The 13,141-nt window shown below is 65.8% G+C and carries 12 protein-coding genes and 1 tRNA gene; 7 read left to right on the top strand and 6 right to left on the bottom strand.

Translation table 11 applies throughout. The features are described 5' to 3' along the window. Nucleotides 1-157: 157 nt before the first annotated feature. Nucleotides 158-676 (bottom strand): hypothetical protein, encoded by a 519-nt coding sequence (locus FM104_RS09565; RefSeq protein ID WP_143738325.1) that lies wholly within the window; start codon nt 674-676, stop codon nt 158-160. A gap of 415 nt (nt 677-1,091) precedes the next feature. Next, the gene (locus tag FM104_RS09560) at nt 1,092-1,877 is read right to left on the bottom strand and encodes a class I SAM-dependent methyltransferase (RefSeq protein ID WP_087131811.1); all 786 of its coding nucleotides are present in this window, start codon (nt 1,875-1,877) and stop codon (nt 1,092-1,094) included. Between the two features lie 336 nt (nt 1,878-2,213). Here FM104_RS09560 and mobF point away from each other — a divergent pair, with 336 nt between their 5' ends. Together mobF and FM104_RS09550 are read left to right on the top strand one after the other, a co-directional pair. Further along, nucleotides 2,214-5,672, top strand: coding sequence for a MobF family relaxase (gene mobF, locus FM104_RS09555; protein WP_087131808.1), 3,459 nt, complete (start codon nt 2,214-2,216; stop codon nt 5,670-5,672). A 121-nt stretch (nt 5,673-5,793) separates the two neighbouring features. Then, nucleotides 5,794-6,789 (top strand): endonuclease/exonuclease/phosphatase family protein, encoded by a 996-nt coding sequence (locus tag FM104_RS09550; protein ID WP_179206750.1) that lies wholly within the window; start codon nt 5,794-5,796, stop codon nt 6,787-6,789. A 10-nt stretch (nt 6,790-6,799) separates the two neighbouring features. Here FM104_RS09550 and FM104_RS09545 read toward each other — a convergent pair whose 3' ends face one another. From FM104_RS09545 to FM104_RS09535, 3 genes are all read right to left on the bottom strand, one after another. Continuing rightward, nucleotides 6,800-7,579: a Fic/DOC family protein gene (locus tag FM104_RS09545; RefSeq protein WP_087131803.1), complete on the bottom strand. Its 780-nt coding sequence runs from the start codon at nt 7,577-7,579 to the stop codon at nt 6,800-6,802. A gap of 21 nt (nt 7,580-7,600) precedes the next feature. Next, complete coding sequence (locus tag FM104_RS09540; RefSeq protein ID WP_087131801.1) at nt 7,601-7,801, bottom strand: hypothetical protein; 201 nt, start codon at nt 7,799-7,801, stop codon at nt 7,601-7,603. A 109-nt stretch (nt 7,802-7,910) separates the two neighbouring features. Continuing rightward, complete coding sequence (locus tag FM104_RS09535) at nt 7,911-8,135, bottom strand: helix-turn-helix domain-containing protein (RefSeq protein WP_087131799.1); 225 nt, start codon at nt 8,133-8,135, stop codon at nt 7,911-7,913. 92 nt (nt 8,136-8,227) lie between these two features. Between FM104_RS09535 and FM104_RS09530 the strand changes: the two genes are divergently transcribed. Next, nucleotides 8,228-8,788, top strand: a complete 561-nt coding sequence (locus FM104_RS09530) for a helix-turn-helix domain-containing protein (protein WP_087131796.1) — start codon at nt 8,228-8,230, stop codon at nt 8,786-8,788. A 75-nt stretch (nt 8,789-8,863) separates the two neighbouring features. After that, nucleotides 8,864-10,141 carry a tyrosine-type recombinase/integrase gene (locus tag FM104_RS09525; RefSeq protein ID WP_087131793.1) on the top strand — a complete coding sequence of 426 codons (1,278 nt, stop codon included), beginning with the start codon at nt 8,864-8,866 and terminating at the stop codon, nt 10,139-10,141. 79 nt (nt 10,142-10,220) lie between these two features. On the opposite strand, the gene FM104_RS09520 is transcribed toward FM104_RS09525, so the two are convergent. Then, a tRNA-Leu gene (locus FM104_RS09520) sits at nt 10,221-10,304 on the bottom strand. A gap of 321 nt (nt 10,305-10,625) precedes the next feature. Here FM104_RS09520 and FM104_RS09515 point away from each other — a divergent pair. The 3 genes from FM104_RS09515 to FM104_RS09505 are packed head-to-tail and all read left to right on the top strand — an operon-like array spanning nt 10,626 to nt 13,124. Next, nucleotides 10,626-11,309: an FhaA domain-containing protein gene (locus tag FM104_RS09515; protein WP_087131791.1), complete on the top strand. Its 684-nt coding sequence runs from the start codon at nt 10,626-10,628 to the stop codon at nt 11,307-11,309. Beyond that, nucleotides 11,306-11,800, top strand: coding sequence for an FHA domain-containing protein FhaB/FipA (locus FM104_RS09510; RefSeq protein ID WP_087131788.1), 495 nt, complete (start codon nt 11,306-11,308; stop codon nt 11,798-11,800). The genes FM104_RS09515 and FM104_RS09510 overlap by 4 nt, the downstream gene beginning before the upstream one ends. A gap of 7 nt (nt 11,801-11,807) precedes the next feature. Next, complete coding sequence (locus FM104_RS09505; protein ID WP_087131786.1) at nt 11,808-13,124, top strand: PP2C family protein-serine/threonine phosphatase; 1,317 nt, start codon at nt 11,808-11,810, stop codon at nt 13,122-13,124. Nucleotides 13,125-13,141: the final 17 nt, after the last annotated feature.

Genomic DNA, 13,141 nt, shown 5'->3' with positions numbered 1-13,141 from the left:
CGGCAGAGTTCTGACGCCTCGTTCATACCCTGCGATTCTATGGACCGGCCTGGGCGGAGCCGGTGATTCGGAGCTTCAGATCCCCTCGGTGACGATTGCACGTGGCTACGCGTACTCAGTCCCGGAGAGCAAAAATGAATCAGGCACCGCCGTGATTTCAGTCATCGTCACGCAGCTCTTCGAAGTATGTGACTGTGATCGTGACAACAAACACGGGGTCGTCAGGGTCGCTGCTCGTAGTGATTTTGTCAACAAGCTTGCCGTCGTCCTCGTGAATCGTGTTGTTGCGGTGCCATAGCGGGCGTATGTCAATGTCGGCCGCGTCCACGGTACTCACCTGCATCCCGATGCGTGTGTCCAGACCATCGACCTGAAACCGAGCAAGGGCGCTCGGAACGTTGTCGCTGACAGAAAACCACGCTGATTCCTGATCGTCGACCGTCGATTCAAGCGATTCCTCGATCGTGGCGATAGCAGCGTAAGCGATCTCGTCAAGCTCAACACTGTTGGTAGCGTCGGCAGGCTCGTAGACGATCCTTCGCACAGTGGCGCAAGAGTAGCCCTCTAGGTGTGCGTCGTCCCAGTCGCGATCGCTCGTCAGCGATCCGCATGCGTCAATTCTCCGTTCAGCCAGTACAGACCACCCGTGCAGAGGCGGCACCTCGATGCTCGCCAAAGCGCGACCGCCGTCGGGCCGTGCACGCTCCGCACCATCGAGCTCATCCGCACTCGGCGGCGCGCTGCACGCGCTAAGCGTTATCGCCGCAAGTAAAGCGGACGCAAGCACGGCTACGCCGCGCCCAAGACCCCTCACAATCACACCGCCCCGTTTCGCATCCCCCGACGATATCGTTCGTACCTGAGCCGCCGTTCGGCGGAGGAGTTGAACTCTTGCCCTCGCGCGAACACGCACCCGCCCCGGGAGCCAGAATGCCGCATGAAATCAAGGGTTTCTGGGGTGCTTACGGCAATCGCATCCATCCAGATACGCGCCCGAACACACTTGGTGCCCCATCGTTTGCCCCATAGCCTCTGCTGGGAGCCTCCCCCGCGCACTGAGAGCCCCACAAAGGCGTGGCTCCGAGTCGTGCCTATGGTGTCGCGCGGACGATGACCAGTGAGCCATCGAACGTCGGCTGCTGCCGCAGTGCGCCGTACTTCGTGTCCCACTCGCCCGAATCGATCGCCGCACCCAGGGCGGCCGTGTATTCCTCGGCCTGCGCAGGCTCGACGAAGCTCCAGGCCGAGCATGCGGCTCGCGCCCCGGCAACGAGCAACTCCTCGGGACGTCCGTAGTACGCCTCGTTGAACCCGTCCGTACAATCGAGCGGAATCGGCACCAGGTCTACGGTGACCGTGCCACCAAGCGCTTGCGCGAGTTCGGACATCTCGGGGTAGCGGCGACGTTCCGTCGAGATGACGTCCGGCGCGTACTCAGCAAGCCAAAAGCGGTCGAGCAGGTCAGGATCACAGGTCAGGATCACGACAGGACCACGAGTGACGCGACGAATCTCCGCGAGCCCCGCGGTGAGATCTCCCCACTGATGGACTGAGAACGTCGTCATCGCCGCGTCGAAAGTGTCGTCTGGAAAGGGCAACGATTCGGCTACCGCGTCAATCGCTGTGCTAAGGAAGTCCGCTCGCTGAGCGCGCATGCTCGCTGACGGTTCGACCGCTGTCACGTCTCGGTCAATGGGCTCGTAGTTCCCGGCTCCTGCGCCGACATTGAGCACCGTACGCGCGTCGCCGAGCGCATCCCACACGGCCTGCGCAATCCGCGAGTCGGGACGGCGATAGTCGCTGTACGTCTTGCCGATGACGCCGTAATCAGCATCCCCGGCGCTGCCGTCCTGCTTTCTCGATTGCTCCACGGTCATGCACCCATCCTTGCATGGGGCCGCGCGCGAACCGCCTGAAAGGTCGGCCCACCAGGCTGAAAGATCGACCCACCAGGTTTCACAGAACGGCCGTGGCGACTGTCTCGAATCCTTCAGGGCAGCCGTCGGCCGAACTATCCCCTTCACGACGGACGCCTACCTCAGCCCGAACTCAATCCCGACTCTCCCGGTATGCCGATAGGCCTCACACCCCACACGAACACCTCCTTTTCGATCTTCTCTTTCGACTCAAACGCTCCTTCTCCTCTGAATGAACGTATGCTACCGTGGTAGATAGTTCAGTTGCCGTAGTAGAAATCATAGGCGGTGAGTCCCATGCATGGCGGTGTGATCCTGTTCCGGGGAACCGGGGCCGATGCGCGCCGTTATGTCGAGGCCGATCGCTCTCGCGCGGATGACTACTATCTCGGCGCAGATGCAGCGGTGGCGGGGTTAACCGCGCTTGATGGCGACGGGAGTGTGGCCGCCGCGCTCGGGCTTGACCCGGAGACGTACTCTGCCTGGGTGGACTGGACGAACCCGCTCACGGGTGAGTCGATGGGCAAGCCGCGCCTACCGGGTGAGGGGCGGCTAGGGTCGCCACGGTTCGCGGAGATGGTCGTGAACGCCCCGAAGTCGCTCTCAATCGCCGCCGCGCTCCACCCGGAAGTCTCAGGCGCTCTCGACCGGGCGCAGCAGGATGCCGTGGGCGAAGTTCAGCACTGGCTCGCCCAGCATTCCGTGACCCGTGTCGGGCCGCGCGGCAAGCAGGAGATCGTGTCTGTCTCGCAGCTGCAGACGGTGGCGGTGTCGCACCGCACGAGCCGGGCGGGTGACCCGCACCGGCATGTCCACTTCCAGATCGGCACCCGCGTATGGGCGGCCGGGAAGTGGCGGGCGTTAGACACCGCGGCGCTGTTCAAGCAGCAGGGTGTGATCCGCGCCCTGGGCACCGCCGTCATCGCCGCACACCCGGAACTTGCGGGAGTGCTGGATCGGCACGGCTTGACCCTTGATCCGGTGTCGGGTGAGGTGGTCGAGCTCGAGCGGTTCAACGACGTGATGAGCAAGCGCGGCGACCAAGTACGCAAGCACCTGGAACGCTTCGAGGCCGAGTGGGAGGCGGCGCATCCTGGCGAGGCGATGGGGCCGGTCGTCTCGGCCAGGCTCGCGGCGAAAGCGTGGGCGCATGAGCGGCCCGCGAAGAAGCCCATCACCCTGCACGAGGAACAGGCATGGGTGAGCGAACTACGCGACGCCGGCTACGACCCGGACACGTTGCGTCGGCCCGTGCGCCGTATGCCGACGTCGCTGGATGACCTCTCCGTGCAGACCGTTGCGAACCGTGCGCTGAATCGGTGCGCCGCGGGCGGTTCGGCGTGGACGCGCCACTCGGTGCAGGAGCACGTCACCCGGATCATGACCGCGTACGGCGTGCAAGCCGCACCGGCCGAGATACGCGAGTTCGTGAACATCGCCACCGCGTTGGCGATGGAGGATTGCTTCTCGATCCTCCCGACCGGCGCACCTGCCCCGGAGCATGTGGCGCACCTGACCAGCTTGCGTGTGGTGCAGGCGGAGACGGAGCTGCGCGACCTCATCGCCGCGCAAATCCCGCAACAAGACCCTGGACACCCGGACGTGCGCAAGGTGGCGCGCAGACACGGCCTGGATGCCGGGCAGGGGCGCGCCGCCGCTGCGGTTGCATCGACCGATCCGCTCGTGGTTGTAGAAGGTGCAGCAGGTAGCGGGAAGACGACGATGCTCGGTGCTGCAATCGAGGTCGCCGCACGACACGGGCGGGTGTCGCGGGTGGTTGCGCCGACGTTGCGCGCCGCGCAGGTCGCGCACGATGAACTCGGTGTGCCCGCGACCAGTGTTGCGGCGCTCGTGCACGCGCACGGCTGGCGATGGAACAGCGACGGCGTATGGACGCGCCTCGCACCCGGCGACACCGACCCGGACACGGGCCGCACCTATCGCGGTCCGGCAGAGGGCGCACGGCTGGAGCGGGGTGAGCGGGTGATCGTGGACGAGGCCGGGATGCTCGACCAGGACACCGCAATCGCCCTCCTGACCGTCACCGCCGAGGCGGGCGCGACGGTCGCGCTCGTCGGGGATCGGGCGCAGCTCGCGGCTGTCGGTCGCGGCGGTGTGCTCGATATGGCCGCGCAGATCCGGGGGCGCACGTTCGACATGGCGCAGGTGCACCGTTTCACTGACCGCGCCTACGCCGACCTGACAGTGCGGATGCGCGACGGTGACAACCCCGGCGCGGTGTTCGACCAGCTCACCGCGCTCGGCCTCGTTCGCCTGCATGCCAGCAACGAGGACGTGCGCGAGCACATCGCCAGGCCAAGCCGGGAGGGAGAAGCCGTCACGGTCACGTCCAACGACGAGGCCCGCACTGTCAACGCCCGCATCCGGGAGGAACGAGTGGCGCGTGGTGAGGTCGACGGCACCCGCACCGCGACCGGCAGCGACGGCCTCCCCATCGGGGTCGGGGACGTGATCCAGACACGCAAGAACAACACCAGCATCGGTGTCGCAAACCGGCAGAACTGGATCGTGCAACACGTCGAGCAGGACGGCACGCTCAGAGTGCGCGAGGCGGGGAACGGGAGGAAGCGGCAGCGCACCGTGCGCCTGCCCGCCGAGTATGTGGCCGAGCACGCGCACCTGTCGTACGCGGCGACCGCCTACGGAGTGCAAGGCGCGACCGTCACGGCATCGCACACGATCCTGACCGACGCGACCAGCGCCGCAGGCGTGTACGTCGGCATGACCCGCGGCCGCGAGCAGAACCTGTTGCACGTCGTCGCCGAAAGCCAGGAGCAGGCGCTGGAGCAGTTCGTCGCGGCGATGGAGCGGGACCGCGCCGACCGAGGACTCACCGACGCGACCAAACGCGCAGCAGTCGCCGTGCGCGGGCTCGTGGAGGATGGGCCGGTTCGTCTCGTGCAGACCGAGCGGGCACGCCTCACGCAGCTCATCGAACGCGCAGAGCAGGACGCGGCGCTGTTCGAGGACGCCGCCACGCGATTCTCGACCCAGAAGCAGGCGCAGCATGTCGAAGCCGAGGAGCACACCGAGCTTGTGACCCACGCGAAGGAGACTGCGGAACGCACTCGTCAGACGGTCACCGCTGAGGTGGAGACACGGGCGCGCGTGGACGGGCAAGAACTCGTGAAGGCTCGGGCGCATCTTCACACCGCCCGCGACGAGGCGAGGGCGGCGAGGTTCGGGCGCAAGCGCACCGCCGCCCGGAACATCGACACCGCGGCGGAATCGGTCGAGAAGATCGGGCAACGCATCACCCAGACCTGGGGCACCGCGCCATCTCTCTTGCGTCCCGTCACCGAATGGGCGCAGACGATCGCGACGGAACAGGCCGACGCCCACCCCGAGGTGCGGGCGGCTGAACAGGCACTCAGCGAGGCGGAGACAGCGAAGCAGCAGGCGGCCCAGCGGCAGGCCGTCGAGCGGGATCACCTCACCGTCGAGGTGTACGGGGCGGAGCGGGCGCGGCAGATGCGGGGCACGGTCCGCATCCCCAACCCCAGAACTGAGGCCGAACACGCCAGGAAGCGCGCCACCGAAGCACGACGCATCATCGCGGAGCTGGACGCCCGCCCTATCGCGGAGGCCGCCGAATGGCTCGCCCAGCGACGCGAGCAGCAACGGGCCGAGCGCGAGGCGCTGCAGGCCCGGCAGGAAGCCCTCACGCGCCGCAACATCGGGCTGACGAGGACTGGCCCGGATCAGCGGCGGGAAGGATCGGAGCGCAGCCTGTGACTAGCATGACTCGGACTATCTGGTCCGCGATCTCGGATGGAAACTCAGCGCCCCTTCGACGTTCAGCGAGAGCACCGAAGCTGATAGTCGGTGCTGAGACCAAACTGGCAGGATGAAGACGATGAGCAGCCAACGCGTGGGCGTGTCACGGCGGAGAACGCGGCGACAGGTGATCGTCTGGACATCTGTCGCGGTGGTGATCTCGGTCTGCGCTGCGGTTCTGCCCTATCTTGAGATTCGCGGTGTTGCCGCGATTCCCGTGGCTCAGGCGCTCGTGCCCCTTGGGGCACTCGTTCTCCTCCTGCTCGCGATCACCTCGTTGATCTTTCGGGTGTGGGCCGCAGCGTTGGTGTTGATCGTCGGCGCGGTGATCAGCGGGGTCCCGGCCCTCACCCCGGTTCACGTTGGAGAGGCCTGCGAGAGCGACGCACGAGTAACGGTGCTGTCGTTCAACGCCAAGCTTGCCGGTGCTGATCCTGCTGCAATAGCAGCACTCATCCGCACGACTGAGCCCGATGCCGTCATGTTGCTCGAGGCAGACGAGACGCTCATTGACGCCGTGCTCACCGAAGACGGACTCGCCGACGTCCTGCCCTACCGCACTCACGAGGTCACCCCCGGACCGGCTAATGGAAGCGTGATCCTTTCCGCACACCCCCTGTCGCTGGAAGAGAATATCCCCGGGAGCGAGTTCGACCAGGTCAGCGCCGTTGCCACCCTGCCAGGGGCAGGCACGGTACGGCTCGCCGCCGTCCACCCGCCCCCGCCAGTGTGGCAGCCGAACGGCTGGCGTTCCGGTATCGACGACATCACCACGTGGGTACGGCAGACCAGGGACGACCGACTCATCATCGCGGGCGACTTCAACGCCTCATTCGCGCACCCGGTGCTTCGAGGGTTGGCGTCAGGTTTGCGCAGCGCCGCCGAAGCGGCAGGTCCCATCCCCTGGCCCACCTGGCCCGAAGAGAAGCCCATCCCAGCATTCACGGCGATCGATCACATCTTCGCGAGAGGCGCCACCCCGACCCACTGGGACAGCTTCCACGTCGAAGGCAGCGATCACCGTGCCGTCATCGCCACATGGAATCTCTGCGCCACGGCTAAGCCTGTGACGTGACCTGTTTGAATTACAGAGACGGTCCGCCTTGGGGCGCTGGCGGTTCCGGACGGCGCGTCTCCGTTCCGAACGACTCCGGGGCCGAGTGAGAACGGCGGCGGGCCGCGTCGAGTTCGCGATCCAGCACGTCCGGCGTCCGCGAGATACCCCGCGCTTGGAAGCTGCGCACCTGCTCCACCGTCAACGCCTCCCCAGATCGCCCGCCTGCGTCGAGCCGGTACAGGTTCGGTCGGATCAGCGCGTCGATCCCTGTGTGATCTTCCACGATCGCGAGGGTGCGGGCGTGGGCGAACACGTCGCCGGGAATCTGCGACCAGTCGATGGCCCATCCAGCGTCGCGGGCGAGCTGGTTGAACATGATGTGCTGGCTGCGCGTGTTCACGTCGCGGAACGGATGGATCGCCGTCACCTCACCCCACACCCATGCCAGTCCGTCGGAGAACGCATCCACGTCCAGGCCGCGGAGGTGGTCACGGGCGGCGAGTTCGCCGAAGACGCGCTCGGCCTCGGGCACGATGAACGGCGGGCGGCAATGCGCGATGCCCGTGCCACCAGGGTGCGTGTCGGTGTCGCGGATGTCGCCGCCCCAGACATACAGGTCATGCGTCAGATGCCGGTGGATGGCCTGCAAGTGCGGGAGGTCGAATCGGCTGGGGATCGGGTGCTCGGTGAGTTCGACCATGCGCTGATGGATCGCGGCCGTCTCCACGGCTTTCCAGCGGTCGTAGTCGGTGATGCCAAGCTTGTTGATCAGAACCAGGCTGTTCGGATAGCTGTAGCGGTCGGGCACTGGTGCTCCTGCCCGGACGGGTTACTTCTCGGGGAAGCGGTCAAGCGCCGCAGCGATCGCCTCGCGCACGGCTTCATCGGCGGACAGCTCCCCACGCACCTGACGTCGAGCGATCTCCCGATCCGCGTCAGAGACGACCGCACCGGCCGTGACCTGCCCGGCCTCGACCTCCGCGAGCACACGCCGGACATGGGCCTCGGATACCGGAGTCTTGAGAGCCATGCGGGATGCCTCCTCGTGGTTGGCGTACTCAGGTCAGTTTACGTCGCACCGCCGACATTTACCGGAAGCCGGGGCGCTGGGGTGCCGATTCGGCACCCCAGCGGAATCGTTACGAATCGCTGCCCTCGGAGGTGCTGTCTGCGAAGAGGTGCAGGAACTTCTCGCGCGGGATAACCACCCGCCGCCCGAGCCTAACGGACGGGATAGTGCCATTGTCGATGCTCGCGGTGATCGTGCGGGGATCGACGCCGAGTGCGGCGGCTGCCTCGGTACGGGTGATGACGGCGCTGCGGGAACTGCGGAGGTCATCGAGTGTGAGAGTCACGGCTCGCATCGCCAGCCTCCTGTTTCCAAAACGGTGTGAACAGTTCCTAAAGATACATCACGGAGCTTGACGAGTCAACAGCGGGCTTGTATGTTCCTATTATGGAAACAGAGAGGGTGCGCGGTAACCCCGCGGGCATCACACATACACACGTCACCGGGAATCTCCGCAACGCGAGGCAGGCAATCGGCATGGACGTGCGCACCGCAGCCAGGCTCATGACGGAGGCGGGGCGGAAGATGTCACCGTCGGGGATCAGCAAGATCGAGAACGGTGACCGCCGTGTGGACGTGGACGACCTCACCGCGCTCGCGTACATCTTTCGAACAACCCCGGCAGCACTCCTCACCCCACCGACCAAGGCGGTCACCCTCACCGGAGTGCCGGACTCCTACCTGCCAGAAGAAATACAGGCATGGGTCGCGGGAAGTGTGAAGCTCACCACCGAGGACTTGGTCAGGTTCTGGAAGGAGCAGCGGTTCACGGCGATCAACGCGAAGCGGTGGGCGGAGCAGATGCTCACCACCTACGACCAAGGCCAGGTCGGCGTCACCCCGCGCGAGGTCTACCAAGAGCGTTACGAGGCACAAGACGCCCGCGAAGCGCACGCGACCGGCAGGCTGCTGCAGTTCGACCCCAACGCCTCAGTCACGTTCGACTAGCCCGAATCCGAAAGACCATCCACCGCCCCGCCAGCGAGGGCGCGACGATTCACCACGGAAAGAAAGGAATAAGACATGGCAGAACAAGACGCCTCGCCACCATACGAGGCGGCCGCGAGCGACAAGGAGGCGAAACGGCAGCGGCGATCCCGGTCAAGACATCAAGGATCGCTGGGCGATTACCAGACCCGGAAGGGGAAGCGGTGGAAGTTCCAGATCTATGTCCTCCTCGACCCGGAGAAACCCGAACTCGGAGAGAAGCGGCTCACCCGTGGCGGGTTCACCGACCTTGAAGAAGCCCAAGCCGCGCTCACCGAAGCCCTCAAGAAGAAGGCGCGGAACGAGAAGTTCCAGGGCAAGACCCCGACCATCGCCGTCTACGCCGACCACTGGGCATCAAGCCTTCGTCTGGCAGATTCAACGATCAAGGGGTATCGGAAGATCATCCGCAACCACATAACCCCAGACCTCGGGAAGATCCGCATCGACAAGCTCACCGCGACCCGCATCGGCTCCCACTACCGGGAACTGGAGAAGCAAGGACGCAAGGACGAGTACGGCAAGGGGGAACCACTGTCGGCTAACAGCATCCACAAGGTACACGTCGTCCTCGGCGCGATCCTCGATGCCGCCATAGACGACGGGCTGATCACCGCGAACCCATCGAAGAAGAAGCGCACCGTCAACGCGCCCAAGTCCTCGCAAGTGCGCGCCCAGAAGCCCGAGATCGTCACCTGGACGGGCGAACAACTCACGACGTTCCTCACATGGAATCGCGACGAACTCAAAGACGAATTGTTCCCACTGTGGCGACTCATCGCCTACACCGGCATGCGCCGATCCGAAGCCCTCGCACTCAGGTGGAACGACATCAACACCAAGACCGGCAGGCTCAGCATCCGCCGCGCGGTCAACACCGAGGACTGGACGACCACGAAGACCACCAAGACGGGCAACGCCCGTGTCATCGACATGGACGCCGACACCCTCAAGGTGCTCGCCAGCTACAAGGTCACGCGCGCGGAAGTGTCGTTCGACCTCGCCAGAGCTGACGCCTACGTGTTCGGTGACGACGAAGGAAAACTCCGGTCACCCGACGCGATGACAAGCCGGTGGGATCGCCGCATGAACTGGCTTGCCAAGAAGTACCCAACGCTGTCCCGAGTCACTATCAAAGGGCTGCGCCATACGCACGCCACGCTCCTACTGGAACTGGGCGAGCACCCGAAAGTGGTGCAGGAACGCCTCGGGCACTCCACCATCACCACCACGATGAACATCTACAGCCATGTCACCCCGACGATGCAGAAAGCCGCAGCAGACCGCTTCGCGGCCCATCTCGGGAACGCTTAGCACATATCTCAGCACATGGAACAAAAATGACTCCCAACCCGGAGAACTAACCCCCAGGCCAGGAGCCATTTTCATAATGTGCGCGAGGGGGGACTTGAACCCCCACGCCCTTGCGGGCACTGGCACCTGAAGCCAGCGCGTCTACCAATTCCGCCACTCGCGCATGTTGTGCTCCGCAGAACCCAACCTCCCGAGAATATCACGCAATCGCGCGCTCTCAGAACCACGCCCGCTGCCGGCATCCGCTCCTCCGCATCATCAGCATCCGCCTCTCCGCGTCCCCAGCATCCGCGAGAAACCACTTCCCGCATGAGACACCACGTGCGGCGTGATTTCTCGTGCAGGAAGTGGTTTCTCGACGGGCGGGAGGCAGTGAGTGGCGCGGAGCGCGAGCCAGCAGGGCCGAATGCGCGCGCGGTGCGGCGGCACATATTCAGGCGACCTGGCTACGATATGTCTACCGGCCGGATGCCTGAGGAGCCATGTGGGACTACTGGACAGCTTTGAGAAAGGTCTTGAGCGCGCCGTAAACGGCGCCTTCGCCAAGACCTTCCGCAGTGGCATCCAGCCCGTGGAGATCGCCGCGGCGCTGCGCCGCGAAGCCGACACCAACGCCGCGGTCGTCAGCCGCGACCGCATCATCACCCCGAGCGACTACGTCGTGCGCCTGAGCACAGACGATGACGAGCGGATGCGATCACTCGGCCGCGCTCTGCACGATGAGCTGTTCGCACTGCTGACGCAGCACGCCCGCACGCAGGGATACGCCTTCGCCAGCCCGCTCACCATTTCGATCGAGGCAGACGAGCGGGTGGCGACCGGCACTGTGCGCGTGAGCTCCAGCTCGGTCGAAGGCCGCGTCGCCTGGCAGGGCGTCATCGAAGTCGACGGGCGTCAGCATCCACTCAAGGGCGCACGCACCGTCATCGGCCGCGGCAGCGACGCCGGCATCACGATCGCCGACGCCGGATCCAGCCGTCGACATGCAGAGATCCTCTGGGACGGCGAGCGCGGGATGCTGCGCGACCTCGGCTCCACCAACGGCACGAAGGTCGACGGGCAGAAGGTGCGCGAGATCGCCCTCACCCCCGACACGACCTTCACCATCGGACGCACCGAACTGGTGTTCCGCGTGGTGCCGGTCTCATCGAAGGAGACGAACCGATGAGCGAACTCATGCTTCTGCTGCTGCGCATCGGCTTCCTGGTGCTGCTGTGGTTCTTCGTGTTCGGCGTCGTCTACTCGCTGCGTGCAGACCTCTTCGGTGTGCGCGTGCGCAAGATGCCGGCCGGCGAGGCAGCGGCCGCGCCCGTGGCATCCCCCACGGCGCCAGCAGTGCGCACCAGCGGTGCTGCCGCGAAAGCCGCCACCCGCCTGGTGATCACCTCCGGCCCCAAGCTCGGTCTCGAGGTGCCCCTCGACGCCGCAGACTCGATGTCGATCGGCCGCTCCAGCGAATCCGGCCTGGTCATCCGTGACGATTACACCTCCAGCCATCACGCCCGCCTCTCCAAGCGCGGCAGCATCTGGACGATCCAGGACCTCGGCTCCACGAACGGCACGTTCCTGAACGGTCAGCGTCTGGGCGACACCCCCGTGCAGGTCGCCATCGGAACCCCCATCAAGGTGGGCGCCACGTCGTTCGAGTTGCGGGCGTAGCGCCGAGATGGTCTTCGAGGGCTCGAGCGCCGCGATCTCCCACACCGGGAAGGTCCGCTCCAACAACCAGGATTCCGGATACTCCGGAGCGAACCTGTTCGTCGTCGCAGACGGCATGGGCGGCCACGCCGGCGGCGACGTCGCGTCGACCCTGGCGGTCACCCGCATCGAACCGCTCGACCAGGCCTACACCTCGACCGACGACGCCCAGGCCTCGCTGCAGGCGGCAGCCACCACTGCCGCCGCCGACCTCGTGCGCGCATCGAAAGAGCGTCCGGAACTCGCCGGCCTCGGCACCACGCTGAGCGCCATCATCATGGTCGACGACTACGCGGTGATCGGCCACATCGGCGACTCGCGCATCTATCTCTACCGCGATGACGCTCTCACCCAGATCACGACCGACCACACCTTCGTGCAGCGGCTGGTCGACTCCGGTCGCATCACCCTCGAAGAAGCTCGCTACCACCCACGTCGCTCAGTGCTCATGCGCGTGCTCAGCGACATGGACATCGCGCCCGATCTGGACATGTTCGTCATGCCGACGCAGCCGGGCGATCGCTGGCTGCTCTGCTCCGATGGACTCTCCGGCGTCGTCGACGATCCGCCGATCGCAAAGGCGATGGCACTGGGGCTCGCGCCCGGGCGCACTGCTGACATCCTGCTCAAGCAGGCGCTCGACGGCGGCGCTCCGGACAACGTCACCCTCGTCATCGTCGACGTCGGCGGTGCGCATCCGCTCTCCTCCGGCACCGGAACCGTCGTGGGCGCAGCATCCAATCCCGCAGACCTGCCCGTTCCGGCACCGCGCGCGTCGCTCACCGGCTGGCTGCACCCCGCACGCCAGGCCGCGAACGAGCCCAGCCACTTCGAACCCGACTCCGACTACTTCGAGGAGATCATCGAAGAGGATCGCCGCCGCGCTCGGCGGCGCCGGATGGCCTGGCTGTTCGCGCTGTTCCTCGCCGTCGTCGCCCTCGTCGGCGCCGGTTTCCTCGCCTACAACTGGACCCAGACGCGCTATTTCGTCGGCGCAGATGAGGACAGTGTCGTCATCTACCGCGGCGTGCAGCAGAGCCTCGGTCCGATCTCGCTGTCGACCGAGGTGCACGACACCAACATCCTGCTGGCGGATCTGCCCTCGTACCAGCGGGCAGCGGTAGAGCGCACGATCAACGCGCGTTCGCTGTCGGATGCGACGGCCATCACGGAGCGTCTACGCGCGAGCGCGCTGCCGGCGATCCCCGAACCCGAGTTCACGCCAGACGCCGACCCGACGCCGACGCCGACCCCAACGGCCACGACGGAAGCGCCGACACCGTGACCTCCATCAGCGCAGAC

It is taken from the genome of Microbacterium esteraromaticum (genome assembly GCF_900163815.1).
Lineage (GTDB): Bacteria > Actinomycetota > Actinomycetes > Actinomycetales > Microbacteriaceae > Microbacterium > Microbacterium esteraromaticum_B.
Note: the sequence above shows the minus strand (reverse complement) of the source record. Positions and strands in the feature narration are given on the sequence as shown.